This is a genomic window from Cohnella fermenti, from assembly GCF_004801405.1.
Lineage (GTDB): Bacteria > Bacillota > Bacilli > Paenibacillales > Paenibacillaceae > Cohnella > Cohnella fermenti.
Map to the genome: position 1 here is coordinate 98,470 of NZ_SSOB01000018.1, position 21,129 is coordinate 119,598.

The following is a 21,129-nucleotide window of genomic DNA, read 5'->3' on the forward strand; positions in this document are numbered from 1 at the left end:
ATGACCACCTATAATATCCCAACAGGAATAACCGTCAGAGCGGATCGCCCTGACGGTTCTGTGGATTGGGGAGGGGATCTTAGCTCCTCCGGTACGGTAGCTTTACGGTTTTATGCGATTTTTCACATTCGTCAGCCTGGATCGGCGCGGAATCGCGGCGTTTTATGCGGTTTTTCGCATACATACGGCGCTTCGAGCCGGAAACTCCGCCATGTATGCTATTTTTCACATAAAACCGTGCAAAGTGTCCGTTATGGGGCTTCGCCAATGTGATTTTTCGCATAAAATTCGGCGGTCAGCGGGGCCGACGGGGGCGGCAAGGTTGATTTGAGACGGGTTCCGAGTCCAAGGCCCAACCATCAATTGGCGTGATGATAGACCTTCCAGCCTAAATACTTGGTGAATGCTTCCTTGACCGAATGCGCCACTTGATTCAAATTCACCGCCACGTGGTGCTCGAAGCCCTGCTCGCAAATATAGCGCAGCAGCTCCTGGAACCGGGGAATCTGCACGACGCCATAACCGCCGAAGGTTTGCAACGGATCACTGGTGAACTCGCCTTCGCCCAAGTAAGCGGTAATTTGCCCATTCAGATCGTCCGTCGCTACCTTGCAGTACGTAAAGGAACGATCTTTGATTCTCCCCTGCAGCGTCCCGAACGTATTTTCTCTGCCGACCGTACCGGACAAGATCTCATGGTAGTCCATGTGGATGGCTTCGAGCATTTCTTTGGGCAAGTTGCTGCAATGGAACACAACTCCCTTGTCCGGATCATCGCCGTAATTATTGTTCCAATCCAGCAATGCGCTCGGCTTCCGCGACGCTTGCTGCAGCGCGTACATCCCGACCAGGCCCGGCACATCCACCTCGCAGGCGCTCGGCAGCAGCCCGCTGCTCATCATGCTCATCAATGTACAAGGGACGATTCCAAAGTATTCCTGCATGGAAGTCCAACACTGAATGGCCGTCGCATCCAGTTCCTGGTCTTCCATCCAATCATCGATCACGACACCCAACGACGCCATCTTCACGATTTTGTCCAGCGGATAGCCTTGAATGTCGATATAGGCATTGATTTCTTCCAGCTTGCGCTTCACGGCTGGATCGGATTCCTTCACTTTGCCGATTCGCCCGAAGATCTCCGAGAGATCGATCGTTTCAATAGAGATGCCGCTCTGCTCCAACAGACGTTCGCTGTAGCGCACCGTATTGAACGACGCCGGACGCGCGCCGATGGAACCGAATCGGGCCGCTCTCAACGACTTGGCGACTGCGCATGTCGAGACAAAACGTCGGAGGTCGCTCCTGAACGCTTCGCTCTCCGGGTCCATCGTATGAAGCGAAGTGAGCGTATAGGGGATGCCGTACTGTTGCAGATTGTTGCAGAGCGACATCTTGCCGCAGAAGCTGTCTCTGCGGTCTCGAATCGTCATCGAAGCGACTTCGTCGCTGAAGGCATGTACGAGAACCGGGACTTTCAGTTCCGCCTTGCGAATGGCATGGGCAATCGCCTTCTCGTCTCCGAAGTTCGGCAGCGTAATCAGCACGCCGTCCAATCGGTCTCTGTGCTCCTTAAATAAGTTGGCGCAGATGTTTGCTTCATCATGCGTCTCGATTGCGCCGTGCTTCGTCTCGAGTTCGCCGACGATGACGACCTCCAACCCTTCCTCTGCAAGGACTTTCAGAATGGTCGCACGACCTGACGCTGCCAGATGATCCGGGAAAAAATCTCTATTGCCTACGATAACGCCTATAACGGGTTTGGATCGCACAACCTGTCTCATTCGTCCACTTCCTTCTTGTTAGCTTGATCGAGTCTGCCTTGCCAGATCTGGATGGCGGAGTTCCAGCTCCAGCCCTCGCCTTCGGGACCTTTATCCGACCGCTTCCATCCCTCTTCGATTCGACCCCGGATCTCCTCCCAGGAATGCAAGCCGCCAAGCGCATCTTTAGCCTCTACGCTGCACGCGCCAACGGCTGTTGCGCTTTGCAGCGTCTCTTCAAGCGTCAGGTCGGCTACAATCCCCCGAATGAATCCGGCAATCGTGCAGTCGCCCGCTCCCGTCGTTCCGATGACGTCGACTTGATAACACGGCGCCCACAGCTCCCGCAATCTCCAGTTCGCGGCTGTCGACAGGAAGGCATGAGGCACTTGCTGCAAGCGGTCGCCTCCCGCCGTTCGGCAATAGATACCGCAGTCGCCGAGCTTGATCGCCACGATGGCGCACCCCCAATCGAGCAACAGTTCCGCCGCTTCCCGAACCGCAACTTCCATCGGAAGTCCACTTAAGCCAGGCAACATGACGCGCAGCTCATCCAAGCTTGGAAGGAACAAATCCACTTCCGGCAGCACTCGCTGCAGCCACCGCGGCCAATCGACGCGACGGGCCTCGTCAGACCCCGGCATCGCCATATCCAACGAGGTCATCGCCCCTGCCCGACGAGCCTCGCCCATGATGAGGGCCATCTCTTCCCCTTGATCGCTGAACAGGCTTCGCATCAGCGGAGGGTAGCCAAAGTGGAACAGGCGCGCCCCCCGCAACGCTTCCGGGCTAACGTGCTGCGACCGGAAGCGATGATTCACGCCGGGGCAGTGAATGAATATCCGGTCGATCCCGGGCGATTCGAGCACAATGGTATAGGAGCTGATCTCGCCCTGCACGACTTGCAGCCCCGAGACCAAATCCGGATTCGCGCTGCGAACCGCACGCAAGGTCAGTTCGCCGAATTCATCGTCCCCGATGCAACCGATCAGCCTCACGGGGACGCCGATCCGATCGAGCGCCAGACCGGTATTGGCTACGCAGCCTCCCGAGCTGAACGCCGCTCCCCCGGCTTCAACAAGCTGGCCGGGTCTGAGCGAGGTGAGGCCGCCGGCCCGATCGGACAATGCCGGAATCAGGTCCACGGCAATATGCCCCGCCACGACAACATCGGCCTGCAAGGATATGTCCCCTCTCCGACGCTCCGTTTGCTCCTTATTGCCGAACATATTGCCTCCAGTAATCCACCGATTGCCGGTGATCCTCGATGATACGGAACTCCGAGCTCCAAGCCTCTCGATGATAGAGTTCGAAGATCAATTCGACGTCGGTTGCTCCCGACTGCTCCAGCGCTTCGATAACTTTGTCCGGGCGAATGATGCCTTGCTCGTTATACGGTTCGATGAAGGGCCAATGGCGACTATGATCCTTCTCCGTCTGCTGGATATGCACGATGGGGGACATCGCTCCCAGCTCTCTCAGCCATCGATAGGGGTCGCGGTCGTCGGGATGCGGAGCGTGACCGACGTCCAGACAGAGCCGAATCGGAATGCCGGCGTCGGCGTTCAACCGTTCCAACAGCTCCTTGGTCTCCTCTACCGAATTGGCCAATTCTCTCGGAACCGACATCGGCTCGAAGATCAGATGCGTCATGCCGATATCCTTGCAATACCAGCTAAGCTCCTGCCAATGCTTGATCCCTTCCCTGATAATGGTCTCCCTTCGCAGCGGGTCGTCATAATCGTGGAAGGTCAGAATGCCCAGATGCCCTCCGGTCGACAGCGCCCCCATCTCTCTGGAGACGCTTGCGAATCTCTTGAACCAATCCAGCCATACCTTGCGTTGCTCGGGGTCCGGATTCATGAAGTGATTGACCCGCGTGAAGCTGCTTAGAAAAGAACTCGTTATTTCGATTCCATACTTCTGTGCATTCTCGTTGATTCGCTCCACTTGGCGCCGGACGATAGGCTCAGGCAGGAATACGTTCAATAAATCGGCGACGAATTGGACATACTTCAATCCCAGTTCTTCGCCGACAATACGTGTCCACACCTCCGGTTCCACGTACTTGTTGCTGGCGAATCCCATATTGATGCCGAGTTTCAGGTTCAGAGTCATAATCTTGTTCCCTTCTAATGGTTACTATCGAATTCTAGTCGTCTGCCTGGCCGACCCGGAACAGCACCTGATAGCTTTGCTCTCGCAAGGTCGCCTCATCAAGCAGATAAGCTCCTCCCAGAGGGAGCAGATCCAGATCCGGACCGGTGTAGCGCCCCTGGCCCGCATAAGCCAGTGCGGAAGGATTCACCCGCTCCTCATAACGGCGAGCGGCCCCCAACACAAGCAAGCCGTGCCTCAACGTGTGCAGATCGCTGCCCGCATACAGATTGCCTTGCGTCGGCACGGCCATCAACGGAATATCGAATGTCAGCGTGAAGGCCGTTCCGGTCAGCAGTTCCCCCTCGAAATTCGCAAAACCGGCTTCGAGGCGGAAGGGGATTGCCGCACCGTTCTTCTCCACCTTGACGTTAAGTGCCCAAGACGGCACGAACATGGCAATATGAACGAGACTGCCGCTGCCCTGCATCACGGACAGTTCGATTCTTCCCTCGCAGGGGTAAGAAGAGGCGACTCGCAGCTCTTCGCGTCCGCCCTGCTCGCGTTTGTAAATACCGTCCACGTAGAGAGGAAGCTGCAAGCGGTCGTCCGTCTCAAACAGAGCTTTGCGCATCGGAACGCCGAGTCCTTCTCCGCCTCTCATCGTGCAGCACCAATAGGCTTCATAGTAGTTTTTGTGAATGGCAACATGCCCGTCTTCGACGGTCGTATCGCAACCGAAGCCGCCATTCGGACGTTGCCCGCGCTCCACCCCGTTATGCCAGATCGCATGCGCTTCCTCCAGCAGCTCCTCGTTCCCCGTATGCTCCCACAAGGAGAGCGCAAGCATGTAGGAATCGATGATGCCGCACGGCTCGGTCCAGGATGGCGTACGGAACAGGTTGAAATTCGCGTAGTTCTCGGTCATGCCCTCCGATTTGTAGAGCTTGAAGAACGACAAGGCTTGCTCCAGCAGACTTGCTTGGCCCGTCACTTCATACATGCGCACGACCCCGCGCATACCGGTCAGGGAAGCATGTGTTTGAGCGGTAATACCGGTAAAATCGATTGTGAAAAACACGCCCATCATTTCCTCGAGCAACTGCCCCAAAGCGGGGTCCCTCAGTTCCTCGTAAGCTTGGGACAGTCCATCCAAGGAAATAAATACGCAGCCGATATCCGTGGACAGCAGCCACTCGTTAACCTTGTCCGCCAAGCTTCCTGCCGCTTCGCCCTGATGGAACTCCCGTTCCTCTTGCCTTACCGGATAATTGGCGAAGTGACCCGCAAGCGGAAGATACAAATTGTTCACGATTTGTTGAATCGAAGAGCGCACGCGCCCGTCGCCCTTCCATCGGTAATACTCCACCAGTCCGCGCAGCAGCCAGCCGTGTCCGGCCATCTGTTGTTCATTGATCGCGTCCGGAACGAGCAGGTCTCCACGGTAGCCGCCCGCGTTGCAATTATCCAGAATTTCTTCGACGATCTCCTCCAGATAAGCGGGCTCCGAATCGATCGATTGCGCAAGCAGGGTAAGCGCAAGAATCGTACGGCCTTCCCAATCCCCCGGCCAGCCTACATTCTCGGCTTCCTTCGTCCCAACGACACCGGGCCTGTAGAGCCGGTCGTGCATTCTGGCGTAATTTTTCACATTGCGCGCGCACAGATCGCCTTTCATCTGAACATTGCGATATCCGATTGATCTCATGTCGCTCAGTTCCCCTCTAGTTCGAATTAGTCTTTGACGCTGCCGAGTACGATACCCTTGGAGAAATATCTTTGCAGGAAGGGGTAAATGATCAGCACCGGTACCGCTCCGACGATCACTTGCGCCGCCTTTATGTTCTTATTGGATAGAAGCTCATACCCTTGAACGGTGCTGTTGAACGCAACCGATGCCAAATCGGTCTTGAGCACCAACGTCTGCAAGTAGCTCTGCAGCGGATAATTGCGATCCGAGTTCATGTAGATAATTCCGTCGAACCAGGAATTCCAATGCCCGACGAAGCTGAACAACGCCGTTGTCGCAAGTACGGCCGCAGATAGCGGAATATAAATGGCGAACAAGCTTTTCCAATGGCCGGCGCCGTCAATGAACGCGGCTTCTCCGATCTCCTTGGGAATCCCGCGAAAGAAGTTCAGCAATAGCACAATGTTAAACACAGGAACCGCACCCGGGATAATAAGCGCGCCGATCGTATCGATCAGCCCCGTCTTATACACGAGCATGTAGGAGGGGATCAGCCCGCCCGAGAACAGAATGGTAAATACGAAGATCCACGCATACACGGTTCGGCCGCGGAATACCCCCCGTTCCCTTGAGAGCGGGTAAGCGGCAAGCACCGACAGCAGCATGCTTAACGGGACGCCCAGCAATATTCGTTCGATGGAGATGCCGATAGATCGCAGAAACTCGGGTTTCCCCAGAGAATATTGGTAGGCGTACAGATGGAATCCCTTGGGGATAAACACGACCTCGCGAGCATCGATGGCACTGCTGGCGCTGAACGACATGGCCAGCGTATTCATGAATGGCGCCAAGCACACTAATGCCAACACCGCAAGAACAAGGTAGATGACCGCATCCGCTATCCTGTGCAATGGTCTTGAACTCAATCCGGTCACCTCCTTCTAGAAAATACGATAGTCGGCCAAGCGATACGCCAGATAATACGACAATGCAACGAAGGTGAACGAGATCGTCGACTTGAAGATGCCGACGGCGGTGGCAAGCGAATAATGCGATTGCACCAATCCCAAGCGGTAGACGAATGTGTCGATAATGTCGCCCGTGTCGTATACGACAGGATTATAAAGCGTAAAGACCTGATCGAATCCGGCATTAAGCAAGTTACCTATGCTCAACACGGCAGCCAAGATGATAATCGGCGCCATTCCCGGCAAGGTCACGTTCCACATCTTCCGCAGCCGGCCGGCCCCGTCGATCTCGGCAGCTTCATAAAGCTGAGGATTGATGCTGCTAAGAGCAGCCAGGAAAATAATCGTCGCAAACCCGACTTCCTTCCATAGATGCGAGAAGATCAACGTCCAGGGGAAAATCGAGGAATCTCCAAGAAACGATATCGGCTCGATCCCGAGACGATGCAGGAACATATTGACGATGCCGCTCAGCGACAGCACCTCAAGCAAGATCCCGCCCAATATAATCCAGGACAGAAAATGCGGAATATAGATAATCGTCTGAACCGTCCTTTTGAACCCGTTCTTCACTTCATTCAGCAATAACGTAACGACCAGCGCCAGGATTTGACCGAGCGCGATCTCCATAATGGAAATAAACAAGGTGTTCCAAACGACTTGCTTAAAATTCGGGAGCGAGAACACGTATTTGAAGTTGTCCATTCCAACCCAGGGAGAACCGAACCAGCCTTGTGCCGGCGTGAAGTCCTGGAAGGCCATGACGAGCCCGAGCATTGGCCCGTAGCTGTATACGAGCAGCAGCGCAAGCGCCGGCAAGATCATCAGGTGAAGGGCCGCGGCCGAACGATTGCGAGGTCGTTTGCTTTCTTTCATTGCCCGTCTCCTATCGTGCTGAATTCCGAAGGAAGAGCTTTAGGCTCTTCCTTCGGGTACCGCCCAATTGCCATCGGTCCACGCTTAACGGGATTGATAGAACGCATTGACTTCTTTGGTGATTTCGTCCCCGCCCAGAGAGTGCCAATTATCCACGAACTTATCGAAGGAATCGATCGACGTGCCTGTTATGATTTTGGTAAACGTCTGGTCCTCGAGATCGTTAAGCGTTGCGCTGTATTTGACCATTGCTGGCGTAGGTGCGCCGTAAAACTCGTTCTTGACGTAATGCGCAGGCGTGAAATAGTACTGATCCAGTACGGAAAGCGAAGATTCCGGTCCGAATATCTTCCCGAGCCCCCAATCGGTCTTGTCCGTGCTGCCTTCCTGCAGGCGAATGACGTTCTCGTAATTTTGCTTGGCTTGAGCTGTATTGCTGCCGGTCAGCAATCCCTCCGGGTCTCCCGATTCGATGGCCTTGGCGATTAGACGCTGATTGTACAAGTTGCCGTCCGGCGTGCTGATATTGGCGGGGGCATAATTGTGAACCATTCGCCCCTCCGAATCCGTCACATAACTGGAATCGTTGCTCTGCTTGTCTACGAACAGATTGATCATATTGATGAAGGCTTCGGGATTCTTGATGTTCTTGCTCGCGACCAGATAATACGAGAATCCGTTTTTCACTTCGCTTTTGGCCGGATATTCAGCTTCGGTCAGAGCCGGTTGCGGCACGACGATCCAATCGGCGTTCTTATCCTTGTCCCAGGAATCCATCAAATTAAGCGGTGCGACATAGTTGTCGTAAATCATGCCGATCTTGCCGTTCGTAATATCGGTTTTGACAACATCCATGCCCTTCGTGTAGAATTCCGGGTCGATGTACCCGTTCTTATACATCTGCTGCAGCTTGAGCAACGCATCGCGCATCTCCGGCTGAATGCTGCTGTACACAAGATTGCCGGAGCCATCCGGCATCCAAATGCTGCGGTAAGCGTTATTGCCGTTCAGAAATCCGAAGTAATTGTTCAGGGTCATCCCGAGCCCGATCGTGTCATCGGCGTTGTTCCCGTCCGGATCTTGCTTGGTAAACGCTTCCGCAATTCTCATGACGTCGTCTATTGTCTTGGGCGCCTCCAGATTCAACTTGTCCAACCAGTCCTTGCGAATGTACAGCATCTGCTCGGAGTCGGTCTTCCAACTGTTGGCCTGGACGACGGCATACATCTTCCCATCCTTCATCCCCGCCTGAAGGGCATCCCCGCCATCCAACATCATTCGTTCCTTCAGTGCCGGGGAAGCATACTTCTCGTAGGCATCGGTCAGGTCTGCCAGCAGTCCGGCCTTCAGCGCCTGCTCGTACCCGGTCGCGTCAAGCTGCAGGAAGTCGGGAAGATCGCCGGTCGCAAGCATTAACGCGACTTTCTCGCTATATTGTGCCGATGGCGCCGTCCATTTGTACGTAATCGTGACGCCGTATTCGTCCTTGGCTGCACGCGTCCAAATATTGTTCTCGATGTCCTCTCCATCCGCGAACGTAACGTTGGGGTCCAACATCTTTACGCTTGTCAATTCGATCGGGCCGGCAGCCGAAGCTGCGGACGATGCAGGCGATCCCGCTTGCGATGCGGAACCTGAAGGAGACGCGTTCTTCTCGTTGGATGAATCATTCGAGCAGGCAGATACAGCCACTACCGCCATTACGCCGACCAGTACGGATACGAACGTTCTGTTGAGCTTCATTTGTATTCTCCCCTTAGCATATTAGATAAATCATCCTTCAACTCCACCCATTGCCAATGCCGATACCCTCAGAACCCCCTCTTAATGATATATCATCCCATTCGTCATAACTCCTTATAATAGGCGTGTTAACCGCTTACATAAATAATAAATTATCAATAATGTATTGTCAATATATCTTATATATCATGTTAAAAATTATTCATTATACAGCCGATACATCAAGGTCGCCGTTTGCGCCCGATTGACGACAGAGGCCGGATTCAGCTTCGCGCCGTCGCCCAGAATGATCCCTTGCTCGACCAACGACGCCACGCTTCCGGCTGCATACGGCGCGATAAGCCGGCTATCGGCGAACGGCATCGGGATGGCGGCGATTCCGTCGCTCGGGTCCCGTCCCTCCTTCCAAGCCAGGGCTCGCTCCGTCAGCACGAACATGTCTTGCCGCGTCAGCACTTCGTTCGGCATGAAGTTCCCGCCGTTCGTCCCTTTGACGATACCGAGCTTGCGCGCGATTCCGATCTCCTCGTAGTAAGCAGCAGCCGGTGCAACATCCGCAAAGCTGCCGTCAGCTTCTGCCGTCAGCCCGAGCGCCTCGACCAGCAACGCCACAAACTCCGCTCTCGTCACGGACAACTCGGGATGGAATCGGGAAGTTGCGCTCTCTGGAAAATAGCCCTTCGAAGCCAGCACTTCGATTGCGTGTTCCGCCCAGCCATATCGTGCCAGATCCGTAAATTCTTTATGGACGGTTACGACGGCATACGTACTGAAATGATTCGTGCGGAAGGTCATCGCCTGTTCCTGTTCGTTATACCGCCCGCTTGGTACAGGTACGACGGCACCGCTCTCATCCAGGTACCGAATCGTTAAGTGCTCCGGTTCCTCAAGCTCCTCCGGCGAAGGAGCATAAGGCACGGTCACCTCGACCACCGCACGCTTGTTTGCCCAAGCGAAGGCGCGGCCGTCCACATCGAGAGAGATGTCCACCGCCTTGCGGCTCTCAACGACAGGCTGCAAGTCCGGCGGCACCGCCACTTCCGTTATCGCGACCCCGATATGTTGAGCGCCTTCGGGAAGCGAAATCCCGTTCATCATTCGACCGGGCAGCGAGACCCTCCCGAGATCCGTGACCATATCGATCGTCAGATTAGTTGTCGCCGATTGAAGCGCGTCAACCGGCAATACAAGCCTGTATGCTCTCGCACCGGATTGCGGCGGAATGGCGACTTCGATTGCAAGCGGCATTATTCCTTGTTGGCCGCCTAACGCAACGGCGCGTTCGAATACGGATTGAGCGAGCTGCGCCGATACCGTTCCCGTTGCCGGATCATAACGGGTTGTCGCCGCAATCGCCACTCGTCCCGCCGCATCCACACGGATATCCGAACTTATCCCGGTTGTCCCGGAGCCGTTGACCGAGGACTCGGGCTCTTCCGATTCCTCGGGCTCCTCGGATTGTTCGGGTTCTTCGCTCTGCCCGGGGTCCTCCGTCAGATTGGCAATCGGCGCTACGGATATCGTTCCGTTGCCGGATGACGTGAAGAACGTCAAGTACGTCTGACCAGTCCCTCCGAGCATCGCAGTCAGATCTCCATCCGCCCCGTTGTACGTCGTCGTAATGGCAGACTTGCCATCGATCCGTATGTGCCATACGCCGTCAATCCGTTTGATCTGCACAGCATGCCAATCGCCGTCATTAAAGGCGACCAATTCGTCTCCCGGGGACAGAATCGTCCCGTCATGCAGTTGCTGTGTCGCGGCTGCCGCATCCCAGCCTTGGCCGGCAAGCGTATCGACGACTCTGATCGTTGCCGGAGAATACGCGGCAAGCTCGCTTCCGCTGTCGTCGGGCGTTCCGAACAAGACGGCCTTCAAGCCCTGGCCATCCCCCAAGCCGCTTGAGCCGGTGTTGTCGAGCGAGAAGCCCACCCAGTCATAGTCCGAACTGTCGAACCTGACCTTGAAGGCGACATCCGATCCGGTAACCCGCGTATAGGCGGAATTGCCCGCGAATGTAATGGTGCTCTCGTCTCTGTTCTGGTGCACAACAGCCGTCGAATTCGAGAAATCGAATTCCTTGTCCGACTTCGTCTCTTCCACCTCGATACTGCCTTGCAAGCTTGAGCTGAATAAGGTCAAGTACGTGCGATTGGTGCCCTCCAGCATGGCCGACAGATCGTTATCCGCATTCGCATACTTATTGGTGAACACCTCATAGCCGTCGACACTCATCTGCCATACGCCTTCGTCGCTGCCAATCTTCACCTCGTGCCACTGGCCGTCGAACAGATTCTCCGTCATGGCGCCGGCGTCTTGCAACGGTCCGTCGTGCAGTTGCTGTGTCGCGCTTACGGCATCCCAGCCTTGGCCCGCTCCCGTATCCACAACTCTGGCGGTAACAGGAAGACCCGCCCCCTCCCATAGAATGGTCCGCAAGCCTTCCCCTTCTCCAAGCCCGCTGTGCCCCGTGTTATCCAGCGAGAGACCGATCCAGCCGCCATAGACCGACGCATTGTCGATTGTCCTGATCTTGAACGACAACTCGGAAGCGGTGGATATACTGTAAGCACTGTAACCGTCAAAAGAAATCTCGTGAATATTGCCGTTCTTCGCTACCGTCGCAGATGACTCGCCGAAATCCAGCGGTTGCTTGGGCAGAAGCTGCTCCACTTCGATCTCCCCTTGGTTGTTCGCGCTGAAGAAATTCAAGTACGTGCTATTGACGCCTCGCAGCATGTACGTCATCTCTTCGTCGGCAGCCGGATACTTCTGCGTCATAACCTCATAACCGTCAATGGTCATTGACCAGACTCCGCCCGTATTGTTCACGACAACCTCATGCCACTCATGGTCCGCCAGTTGAACATCGGAGTCGCCGCTGCCCAGCAAGCTTCCGTCGTGCAATTGTTGCGAGGCGGCTGCCGCATCCCAGCCTTTGCCCATTGCCGTATCGACGACACGCGAGGTTACCGACAATCGATTGTCCGCCCACAGAATGCTGCGCAATCCTCTGCCGTTGCCCAAGCCGCTCGGGCCGAGATTATCAAGGGACATGCCGACCCAGCCTCCATAGCTGGCTGCATCGCCATTCAGCCGGATTCTGAACGCCAGTTCGGAGGCCGTGCTCAGCGTATAAGCGTTGCCCCCATTGAACTGGATCGTACTGACGTTCCCTGTTCGCGTCACATTCGAAGTTGAGGCGGAAAAGTCAAAATAGGTGGCGCTGCCATTATCGACAGGAAGACCGGCGGGGCTCAATGAAGAATCGTAGAACGCGTCGGCCTCGAAGCCTTCCGGAAGCGTATAAGTATCCGGATCATACGGCGTCCATTCGAAATAAACCAAATAAGAATCGATTCCTTCGCTATAATCCAAAGCGTGGGTGTAAATATCGATCATCGGCCAGCGCGCCCGCTCATGCACGCGAAGCGGTATAACCGCGGTTCGCACCTCGCCGGAAGACGCGGTTGCATCAACCTCCGGGAGGGCGTACATGCCGGGCATAGGCGCAACTTCCGGATGAGGAATGACGACCTTGCTTACTTCGGGCAACGCGGAGCCCGGCACCTTGACCCATCCGGACAGCTTGTTATGCCCGCTCTCCAGAGCAGCCTCGCCGGTCAACGTCAGACTGCCGATTTGAAGATCCAGATTGGAAGCGCTATCATTTGTTTGCGAGTAGGAGCCTCCGTACGTCGATATCCTTGTTCCGCTGACGCCTGACCAGGTCTGTTCGACAAACTGCGCTGCCGCTGCCGAACTATAAGCGACCAAATAACCGTCACGCGCGAGCGGCATATAGAATCTGCCGTCGGCTCCAATCGTCTGGTAGGTGGTGTAATCGAGTCCCGTCAACATCGGAGTCATTACATTATTGCCCGGATTAAACCGCGCAAGCAACGCGGAATTGCCGTTATCCCAGGCATTGGACTCCCCGACTACATACAAATAACCTTTGTCATCCGTAATCAAGCCGCGGCCGCGCCACACATATCGGGAATCTCCCCCGGCAACGGCGGTCACTTTGCCCGCTTGCGTGATGCGATACAGCTTCCCGCCGGAATAAGAGACGCCGATAAGCGGCACGTCGCTATGCTGGCTGTACGTCTGCACGTAAATCGTACCGTCGTCGAGGACGGCGATGCCTTGCGCTCCGCCAAGCGATACCGCAACGGAGGACACGCTGCCCGTGTCTTGCGTCCACTTCAGCACGGCCCCGTTCTCGCACACGACATATACGTTATCGTATTTATCCAGAGCGATTTGTCTGGGGTGCGTCAAATTCGGAATGATGACCGTCTTGCCGCCTGTGATCGGATCGTAAATTCCGACATAGCCGTCGGTCCCATCGCTGTCGATGCCATAAACGATGTTGCCGTCCGCGTTCACGGCAATCGCATACAGTTGAGGCACTCCGATATCCATCTCCGTCGTTGCGGAGAACAGCGACACATAACCAAAGCGATCCGGCACTGTTTTTTTGATTTTCCCGGAATAATCGGCGTAGTAAATCGCGCCTTCGGAATCGGAGGCAATGCCGTAGGAGCTGGAGCCGATTGCACCTGCAATGAATACGCCCGTTGGCATCCCGTCGTTCGACATCGCCTGATCCAACTCCGCAGGAAGCTGTGAATTCAGGTTAACCGTCGGATCGATCAGCGGATCTACCCCGGTTATCGCAGCGCTGGCAACATAAGGCGAGACTGACATGCATACAAGCAATGAAGCAATAATTATCCTGGCCATTAATTTCATTCGCTTGCTCCCCTTTCCGTAAGCAACGGATCTAGGCTCCCTCTCGTCGACAGGAGTTCGCCCGCCTCCTATGTATGGTCCGGACATACATAAAAGCGCTTACAAATAAGGTTAGCAAAAATATTTATATAGGTCAATATATCTTTATACAAAAAGTATATATTTTAATTCATTAATTATATCATTGATATCATATTTCAATGATTTTAGGATCTACTTTAATGGTCTGCGGCTCTGCGGCTTGTTCGATGCAATCGATTAGCAGCTTCGCAGAGCGTCTTCCCAATTCCTGCGGGGACTGATCGACATAGGCGGCGGGCACGATGCCGCCATAATAGCCGCTAGGCTCGTCGCAGCAGACGATCGTAACGTCCCGACGATTCAATTGGGCGCAGGCAAGGCTTACAAATCTCGCCAACAGCGCATCCACCGTGGCAATAGCGTTAAGCTGAGGGCGTTGTTTAATAAATTCCACGATGCTGTCGGGCACCGTCTCTCTCGGCTGCGCCCATCCCGGCATAATCAGATCATTGGGTCGCAGCGTCAATATGCCATCCTCGGACAGCGGCTTGACGCCGCCATTGACCAGCCCTGCCTGGAAGCCGAATATTCTCTCTTTGACGCCATACGTAAACGACGAAGGATAGGTAATCAATCCGATCTCGCGCAATCCCTTATTCAACAAATACTCGGCCATCAGCGCGCCGGCCCGCTCCGTATCGCAATAGACGCTATTCGTACGGATGTCGCGCATTGTTTTCTCAACGAGCACGAGCGGATACTTGTTCAAGGCAAGACGAATGATATCGTCGTTAAAGTGCTCTTCCGAATTGGCAAAAACAATTAGGCCGCTCACCGGCACATCCAAAAGCTCGCGCAATGCCTGAGATTCATTCTCAAAGGAGGCTACTCTTTTATAAATGACAAGGTAGCCCAGCTCGTTCAACGCGGTTTCGACGCCGGCGAACAATTGGGCCCCATAGTGCACTTCCATCCAATGGAACATAAAACCGATGATTTTTTTCTTTTTTTCAGGTTCAGGCTCGACGATCTCGGTTATTTCCGCCCGTTTCCGTTCCGCCACGAACGTTCCCTTCCCCCGATGACGATATAACAGCCCCTCGTTCACCAATCCCATTACGGCGTTCTTGGCGGTGATTCGACTAACGCCGAATTGTTCGCCGATTTCCTTCTCGGACGGAATTTGATAATGTGCCGGCCATTCGCCGGAGGTGATTTTCTCACTCATATTGAGCTGGATTTGCGAATAAAGCGGCAGCTTCCCGTTTGATTTCATGTTAATATGACTCTCCTCCACACGCACCCACTCGAATGATATGACAACTATATCATAATTGACATATCACATCAATCACATGTCGGCTTCTTGCCGGCGAACGACCTTGTTGGTGTCCCCTTCGTTCCCCCGCTCGTCCCGGATCGTTCCGGATCGTCCACCAATTTCCACATAAAACCGTGCGGAGAGCCTGCTATCGGACTGTGCGAATGGTCGGTCGCTCTGATTTATCACATCAAATTCGGCGCGAAGTCTTCTCCGAGCCATACATCCTGCTCGACCAGCCGCTGCTGAAGCTCGCCGACGGAGATGCCGCGCGAGCCGACGCCGTCCCGCAGTGCCAAGGCGGCAGCCGTTCCCGAGGCCTGCCCCATGGAGAAGCAGTTCGGCATCACCCGAAGCGAGCCCTGGACCGCGCGATCCGAGGATACGCAGCGTCCGGCGACCCACAGGTTGTCGATGCCGACCGGCAGCAGAATCCGGTACGGCACGCCGTGCGACACCCCCGGCGGCAAGTGGTTGAACGTCATCGCGCCTTGGCTATTGGCGAGATGAATGTCGATGTAGTAGGCGTTGCGGGCGATGTCGTCCGTGAAGGAACGCGCGGCGAGGAAGTCGTCCACCGTCAGAATGTAGTCGCCTTCGATGCGCCGGGTCTCCCGGATGCCGAGCTGCTCCCCGCTTGCCGCCATGTGGGCGTGCTCGAAGCCCGGCACATAGCGGCGGAAGAACTGCAACTGGCGTTCCGCCGTGCGGCGTCCTTCGATTGCCCCTCGCGTCAAGTCCTCGGCAAGGGTGCCGTCGACGCCGAACACATGGCCGAAGTTGACGCCCACGAGGCAGTCGCTGACCCAGGCAAGGCCGGAGATCGACTTGCGTCCCTCCGGCAGCGCGCCGTCGGCGATCGCCCGCTCCACGGTCCGGTGCAGTTGGCCCGTATCCCCGCTCTCCTCAAGGAACTTCCTGAACCGCGGACGGTCCACATTCGCAAGCAGATAACACATGCTGCCGGGCTGAAGCTCGCCCGCTTCGCCGCCCTTCTGGAACGGAACTCCGGCCAGCGCGGCAATGTCCCCGTCTCCCGAGCAGTCGATGATGTACCGGCAGCGGATGACGGAACGTCCCGTCTTGTTGACGACCACGACGCCTTCCACCGTCTTGCGATCCGCAGATAGAAGCACATCGTACACGAAAGTATGGTAGAGCGGCACAACACCATTTTCCAATATGGCATCGTCATACACCCGCTTCAGCACCTCGGGATCGATCGGCACCCAGTCCAGCATGTCTTGGTATTCCTCGCGGTACCCCGGATTGCACGCCAGCTTCATCCGCTCCATCAGCGCCAGGCCGAGCCCGCGGATAATCGGCTTCCGCTTATCCGTGAAGGGGCAGAAGGCCGGGACGAGCGCAACCGTGCCCATGCCGCCAAGGAACCCCCGCTGCTCCACCAGCATGGTGCTCGCTCCCCCTTGCGCGGCGGCGATGGCCGCGGCGATTCCGGACGCCCCGCCGCCGATGACGAGAACGTCCACCTCGCGGGAGACCGGGACGCTGGCGGCCGGCAACGTTGTATATTCGCTCATAATACCCTCCCTGCCGAGCCTTCCAGGCACAAGCGCACCAAGTCGTCGACATGTGCGGTAGCCAGGCATTCTACCGTATCGGCGGCGCCGTAATAGATCTTGACCTCGCCGGATGGTTCGAGAATCATGCCCCCCGGGAAAATAACATCGTTGCGGAAGCCGCCGCTCGTCTCATAAGAAGCTTCCGGCGCAAGCAGCGGCGCCTCCGCCTTGCCGACGATCCGGCTCGGATCGGCCAGATCCAGCAGCATGATGCCGGACGTATACCGCTTCTTCCAACTGTCTTCCCAGCCGTTCTTGCCTCGGCTCCGGTCGATGTCCACGGCATGGAACAGCGTCAGCCAGCCCTTGTCCGTTCGGACGGGCGGAGCGCCCGGGCCGACCTTGTCATTGGCATAGGCGACATCCTCGACCGCCAGCAGCAGCCGGGAATTGCCCCAGTAGCTCAGGTCGGGCGAGTCGCTTATCCACATGTCGAAGCGATCCCTGCCGCCCCGGCTGTACACGGGCATCGGGCGCTCCAGCCGGACGTACTTGCCCCCGATCCGCTCCGGGAACAACACCATGTTGCGGTTGTCCGGCAGCGACAGGCTCAGCACCTCGAACGAGCGGAAGTCCTCGGTAACGGCGATGCCGCCGCGCAGCCCATGCTTGGTGTCCACCGCGAAGCACATGCAGCACCGCCCGCCGATGACCGTAAGTCTCGGGTCGTACACGCGGATGACCTCCTCGTCCTGCCAGGACCAGATCGGCTCCGGCTGCACCTCCCACCGGATGCCGTCGTCGCTGAAGGCCAGACCGAGGTTGGTCGTATGATGAGGGGCAACGATCCCTTTGTGTTCATCGCCGTAGTCATTGCGGAAGACCATCACGTATTTGCCGTTGAACTTGGTTACCCCGGCATTGAACACCATGGCCGGGCCGTAAGGCACATCGCCCGGAGACAGAATCGGATTCGCGGAATGCCGGGCAACGACCGGACTGGAGAACAACGGACCTGCTGTAAAGTCGCTCATCTTCTCAATGCTCCTTTTCCACCAAAGCTTATCAATCGAATTACCCTTTAATCGAACCCGCCGTCATCTGAATAAACGTCTTGTTCGCCGCAATATAAACGAGCAGCATCGGCACAATGGACAGGCAGGCGCCCGCCATCATCAAGTGGATCTGCATGGCCGCGGAGGAGCCGTAACGGAGATTCGCCAGCCCGACGGCAAGCGTCTGCAGCTTCGGATTCGTCATCGTGAACACGAGCGGCAGAATGTATTCGTTCCAGGCATGGCGGAAGGCGAACAGCCCGGCCACGCCCAGCCCCGGCGTCAGGAGCGGCAGAATGATCCGGAAGAACGTTCGAACGAACCCGGAGCCGTCCACCATGGCCGCCTCGTCAAGCTCGCGGGGAATCGCCTTGAAGAAGCCGATCAGCATAAAGAATGTGCTCGAATGGGCGCTGATCAGAATCAGGATCACACCCCACAGCGTCGTATTCAGGTTCAGCACGACCATCAGATCGAATTGCGGGCGCAATACGATGGCGCCGACGGAGATAAACATCATCGAGGCCTGAGTCGTCACATACAGCGACTTGCCGAGGAATTGGCGCCGGTCCACGACATAAGCCGCCATGGCCGCGACCAGCAAGGTTCCCGCCGTCACCATGATGCTGACGAACGCGCTGTTCCACGTATAGCGGGCGAAGTTGGCCTGCTTCCAGGCTTCGGCGTAATTCGCGAACTGCGCCCTGGCCGGAAGCAGGCTGCCGCCGGTCATCATCTCGGCGCCGGTCTTGAGCGAACCGGACAGTGTCATGAGCAGAGGGAATAAAGTCAGCAGCGCCGTTATCAACAGAAACAGCCACATGACCGTGCGGCTCGCGATTGCCTTCATTGGCAGAACCTCCTTCAACGCCGTTAATCCAGCTTGTTCATTCTGCGGCTCAACAAGAAGTACAAGCCGGTAATCGTTCCGACAATAACCGCGGTCGCGAAGCCCACGGCGCTGCCGTAGCCAAGCTGCTGCTCTACAGGCGAGCCCGTGGACACGGGGAACAGCAGCTTGTACAGATAGAGATACATGACCTCGGTCTTGCCGATCGGTCCGCCCTCCGTGATGAGCATAATGCTCTCGTAGCCCTTCAGGGAGGCGATAATCGCGAGCATGACGACCAGTTGGGCCACCGGAGCCAGCATCGGAAGCGTAATGTTCCAGAACCGCCTCCCCGCGTTCGCGCCGTCGATCGCCGCACTCTCGTACAGATCGTTCGGAATGCTCTGCAAGCCGGCCAGGAACAGCAGCATATAGTTGCCGACCGCGCCCCATACCGCCACGAGAACGACGGTCAGCATCGCATGCTTCGGTCCGAGCCAGTCGATCGGCTGCGAGACGAGGTGCAGCTTCATCAAGGCGGCGTTAACCATGCCGTTGTAGGAATTGAAGATCGTATAGAACACGACGGAGATGACAGCGGTGCTAATAATAGTCGGCATAAAATAAATCCCGCGAAGCAGATTGCCGCCCCGCAGCTTGCCGTTCAGAAGCACCGCCAGCAGCAGCGACAACGGCAGCGTCAGCAGCAGCTTGCCCCCGGCGTAGATAAACGTATTGCCGACCGACTCCCAGAACAGCGTGTCGCGCAGCAGCCGCCGGAAGTTATCGAGGCCAACGAACAGCGGGCTGCCGTAGCCGGCATAATCGTAGAACATGTAGCGCAGCATCCAGATCAACGGGTAGACGCCCAAGGCCGCCGTCAATACGATGCTCGGGGACAGGAACAGCGTGTTCTCCCCCAGCCGCTTCCATCGCAATCTCATGATCCGTTCCTCCTTCGCACGCGGGCAAGACAAAGGGCTGCCGCCCTAAGAAGCGCGCGGCAGCCCTGTTTATGCCCGTTGCAGTCCCTGTTGCTATTCTTGTTGCCATCCTGCTGCTATCCCTGAGGATTCGCGGGGTCGAAGGCCGGGTTCGGCGTTACCGCAACCTCGCCCTTCTCCACCGCTTGGGACAGTGCGGCGTTGTACCTGGCGTTCAAGTCCTGCGTAATCGCCGCGAGATCGCCGCCGGCAAGCATGTACTTGAAGAAGGCGTCGCCATAGTTGGCTCCTTCCGGCGTAACGCTCGGCGAGACGGGCCAGAGGGAGTCGTGTTCCCCGACCAGGAAGCCTTCCATTCCGTTGATCTCCGGATTGCCGGCCTGCTCCACAATGCTCGGCACAACGGCAAGCCCGAAGCCCTTCTCATGGTAGGTCTTCAGAATCTCGTCGCCGTACATGTACTTCATGAACGTCCAGGCCGCTTCCTTATTGGCCGATTGCGCGCTGATGCCGAGCCACGTTCCGGCGGACACGATCTCGGAAGTGCCCTTGATCTGACCGTCCAGCGTCGGCGCCAGGGCGCCGGCCCAGTCGATGTCCGTCGGGAATTGATCCTGGTAGACGCCCGGCTCCGTCGAGAAGGAGAGGTACATCCCGATCTTGCCTGCGGCGAATTGCGCGCGCAGCGGGTCGATGTCCAACGATTCCGCGCCGGGCAGAATGCTGCCGTCCTCATACATCGTCTTGAAGTATTCGATGACCTGCGAGTACGGCGCGAAGTCGAATTGTCCGGTCTTCAGATCGAAGCCGAGGCCCTGGTATCCGCTCAAGGAGAGAATCTCCCGGATGGAACGGTCGAATGCCGACTTCGGGCTTTTGAAGTTCAGAGCGAAGCCGTAGATTCCGTCGGCCTTGCCGACCTCGGTGATCTTCTTGGCGTCGTCGACCATCTCCTGCAGCGATGCCGGAGGGTTCGCGATGCCCGCCTTGGCGAAGATGTCCTTGTTGTAGACCAGGCGCAGCGTATTGCCGGTGTTGGCCAAGCTGTATACCTTGCCGTCAAACCGGTTCACATCGTCGAGGATCAGCTTGCCGAACTCCGCCTTGATGTCGTCGGTAAGGAACCCGTCGATCGGCTCCAGATACCCCTTCTTGACGAACCCTGCCGTGTTGCCGCTCTTCAAGCGAAGCACGTCCGGCGCCTGCTTGCTGGAGAAGGCGATATCGACGCTCTGCGTGTAATTCTCGGACATGACCGTCAATTCCACCTGAATGTTGTCTTCGTTCGTCTCGTTGAACTTGTTGATCATGTCCTTGATGTATTCCTGATCGTGGCGGTCGTCCGTCCAGTACTTCAACTGCACGGGCGGTTTGTTCGACTCTGCCGGGGGAGTTGTCGTGTTCTCTGCAGACTGCCCGTTCGTCGCGCCGCTGTTGCTGCTGCCGCTGTTGTTGTCGTTGCCGCCGCAGCCTGCAAGTCCGATGGCCACTGCGAGGCTTAGACCGATCCCTGCCCATTTTCTCCGCATGCGTTCTACCCC

Annotated in this window: 14 protein-coding genes; all 14 read right to left on the reverse strand. The window is 56.5% G+C overall.

Translation table 11 applies throughout. The annotated features are described in order from the left end of the window. Window positions 1–359: 359 nt before the first annotated feature. A complete protein-coding gene (locus E6C55_RS15745) occupies window positions 360–1,784 on the reverse strand; it encodes an L-fucose/L-arabinose isomerase family protein (RefSeq protein ID WP_136370763.1) in 1,425 nt (474 codons plus the stop codon). Continuing rightward, window positions 1,781–2,944, reverse strand: a complete 1,164-nt coding sequence (locus E6C55_RS15750; protein ID WP_168735668.1) for a carbohydrate kinase family protein — start codon at window positions 2,942–2,944, stop codon at window positions 1,781–1,783. The genes E6C55_RS15745 and E6C55_RS15750 overlap by 4 nt, the downstream gene beginning before the upstream one ends. Window positions 2,945–2,978: 34 nt before the next feature. Further along, complete coding sequence (locus tag E6C55_RS15755; protein WP_211093591.1) at window positions 2,979–3,881, reverse strand: sugar phosphate isomerase/epimerase family protein; 903 nt, start codon at window positions 3,879–3,881, stop codon at window positions 2,979–2,981. A 34-nt stretch (window positions 3,882–3,915) separates the two neighbouring features. Then, window positions 3,916–5,568 (reverse strand): glycoside hydrolase family protein, encoded by a 1,653-nt coding sequence (locus E6C55_RS15760; protein WP_136370765.1) that lies wholly within the window; start codon window positions 5,566–5,568, stop codon window positions 3,916–3,918. Window positions 5,569–5,594: 26 nt separating this feature from the next. Then, a complete protein-coding gene (locus E6C55_RS15765) occupies window positions 5,595–6,485 on the reverse strand; it encodes a carbohydrate ABC transporter permease (RefSeq protein WP_407923738.1) in 891 nt (296 codons plus the stop codon). A 6-nt stretch (window positions 6,486–6,491) separates the two neighbouring features. After that, window positions 6,492–7,394: an ABC transporter permease gene (locus E6C55_RS15770; protein ID WP_136370766.1), complete on the reverse strand. Its 903-nt coding sequence runs from the start codon at window positions 7,392–7,394 to the stop codon at window positions 6,492–6,494. 84 nt (window positions 7,395–7,478) lie between these two features. Beyond that, window positions 7,479–9,137, reverse strand: coding sequence for a type 2 periplasmic-binding domain-containing protein (locus tag E6C55_RS15775; protein WP_136370767.1), 1,659 nt, complete (start codon window positions 9,135–9,137; stop codon window positions 7,479–7,481). Window positions 9,138–9,335: 198 nt separating this feature from the next. Further along, complete coding sequence (locus E6C55_RS15780) at window positions 9,336–13,895, reverse strand: S-layer homology domain-containing protein (protein WP_168735669.1); 4,560 nt, start codon at window positions 13,893–13,895, stop codon at window positions 9,336–9,338. A 190-nt stretch (window positions 13,896–14,085) separates the two neighbouring features. Beyond that, the gene (locus E6C55_RS15785; RefSeq protein WP_136370769.1) at window positions 14,086–15,192 is read right to left on the reverse strand and encodes a GntR family transcriptional regulator; all 1,107 of its coding nucleotides are present in this window, start codon (window positions 15,190–15,192) and stop codon (window positions 14,086–14,088) included. A gap of 230 nt (window positions 15,193–15,422) precedes the next feature. Further along, the gene (locus tag E6C55_RS15790; protein ID WP_136370770.1) at window positions 15,423–16,778 is read right to left on the reverse strand and encodes an FAD-dependent oxidoreductase; all 1,356 of its coding nucleotides are present in this window, start codon (window positions 16,776–16,778) and stop codon (window positions 15,423–15,425) included. Next, window positions 16,775–17,794 carry a glycoside hydrolase family 130 protein gene (locus E6C55_RS15795; protein ID WP_136370771.1) on the reverse strand — a complete coding sequence of 340 codons (1,020 nt, stop codon included), beginning with the start codon at window positions 17,792–17,794 and terminating at the stop codon, window positions 16,775–16,777. The genes E6C55_RS15790 and E6C55_RS15795 overlap by 4 nt, the downstream gene beginning before the upstream one ends. Window positions 17,795–17,834: 40 nt before the next feature. Continuing rightward, on the reverse strand, window positions 17,835–18,665 hold the full coding sequence (locus tag E6C55_RS15800; RefSeq protein WP_136370772.1) for a carbohydrate ABC transporter permease: 831 nt from the start codon (window positions 18,663–18,665) through the stop codon (window positions 17,835–17,837). Between the two features lie 23 nt (window positions 18,666–18,688). Further along, window positions 18,689–19,588 carry a carbohydrate ABC transporter permease gene (locus E6C55_RS15805; RefSeq protein WP_136370773.1) on the reverse strand — a complete coding sequence of 300 codons (900 nt, stop codon included), beginning with the start codon at window positions 19,586–19,588 and terminating at the stop codon, window positions 18,689–18,691. A gap of 116 nt (window positions 19,589–19,704) precedes the next feature. Next, a complete protein-coding gene (locus E6C55_RS15810; RefSeq protein ID WP_136370774.1) occupies window positions 19,705–21,117 on the reverse strand; it encodes an ABC transporter substrate-binding protein in 1,413 nt (470 codons plus the stop codon). Between the last annotated feature and the right edge of the window lie 12 nt (window positions 21,118–21,129).

Bases quoted from the DNA above. Each gene is read 5' to 3' on its own strand.
- E6C55_RS15785 (WP_136370769.1), bottom strand. From the start codon at position 15,192: ATGAAATCAAACGGGAAGCTGCCGCTTTATTCGCAAATCCAGCTCAAT.
- E6C55_RS15790 (WP_136370770.1), bottom strand. From the start codon at position 16,778: ATGAGCGAATATACAACGTTGCCGGCCGCCAGCGTCCCGGTCTCCCGC.
- E6C55_RS15795 (WP_136370771.1), bottom strand. From the start codon at position 17,794: ATGAGCGACTTTACAGCAGGTCCGTTGTTCTCCAGTCCGGTCGTTGCC.
- E6C55_RS15780 (WP_168735669.1), bottom strand. From the start codon at position 13,895: ATGAAATTAATGGCCAGGATAATTATTGCTTCATTGCTTGTATGCATG.
- E6C55_RS15755 (WP_211093591.1), bottom strand. From the start codon at position 3,881: ATGACTCTGAACCTGAAACTCGGCATCAATATGGGATTCGCCAGCAAC.
- E6C55_RS15810 (WP_136370774.1), bottom strand. From the start codon at position 21,117: ATGCGGAGAAAATGGGCAGGGATCGGTCTAAGCCTCGCAGTGGCCATC.
- E6C55_RS15760 (WP_136370765.1), bottom strand. From the start codon at position 5,568: ATGAGATCAATCGGATATCGCAATGTTCAGATGAAAGGCGATCTGTGC.
- E6C55_RS15745 (WP_136370763.1), bottom strand. From the start codon at position 1,784: ATGAGACAGGTTGTGCGATCCAAACCCGTTATAGGCGTTATCGTAGGC.
- E6C55_RS15800 (WP_136370772.1), bottom strand. From the start codon at position 18,665: ATGAAGGCAATCGCGAGCCGCACGGTCATGTGGCTGTTTCTGTTGATA.
- E6C55_RS15775 (WP_136370767.1), bottom strand. From the start codon at position 9,137: ATGAAGCTCAACAGAACGTTCGTATCCGTACTGGTCGGCGTAATGGCG.
- E6C55_RS15805 (WP_136370773.1), bottom strand. From the start codon at position 19,588: ATGAGATTGCGATGGAAGCGGCTGGGGGAGAACACGCTGTTCCTGTCC.
- E6C55_RS15770 (WP_136370766.1), bottom strand. From the start codon at position 7,394: ATGAAAGAAAGCAAACGACCTCGCAATCGTTCGGCCGCGGCCCTTCAC.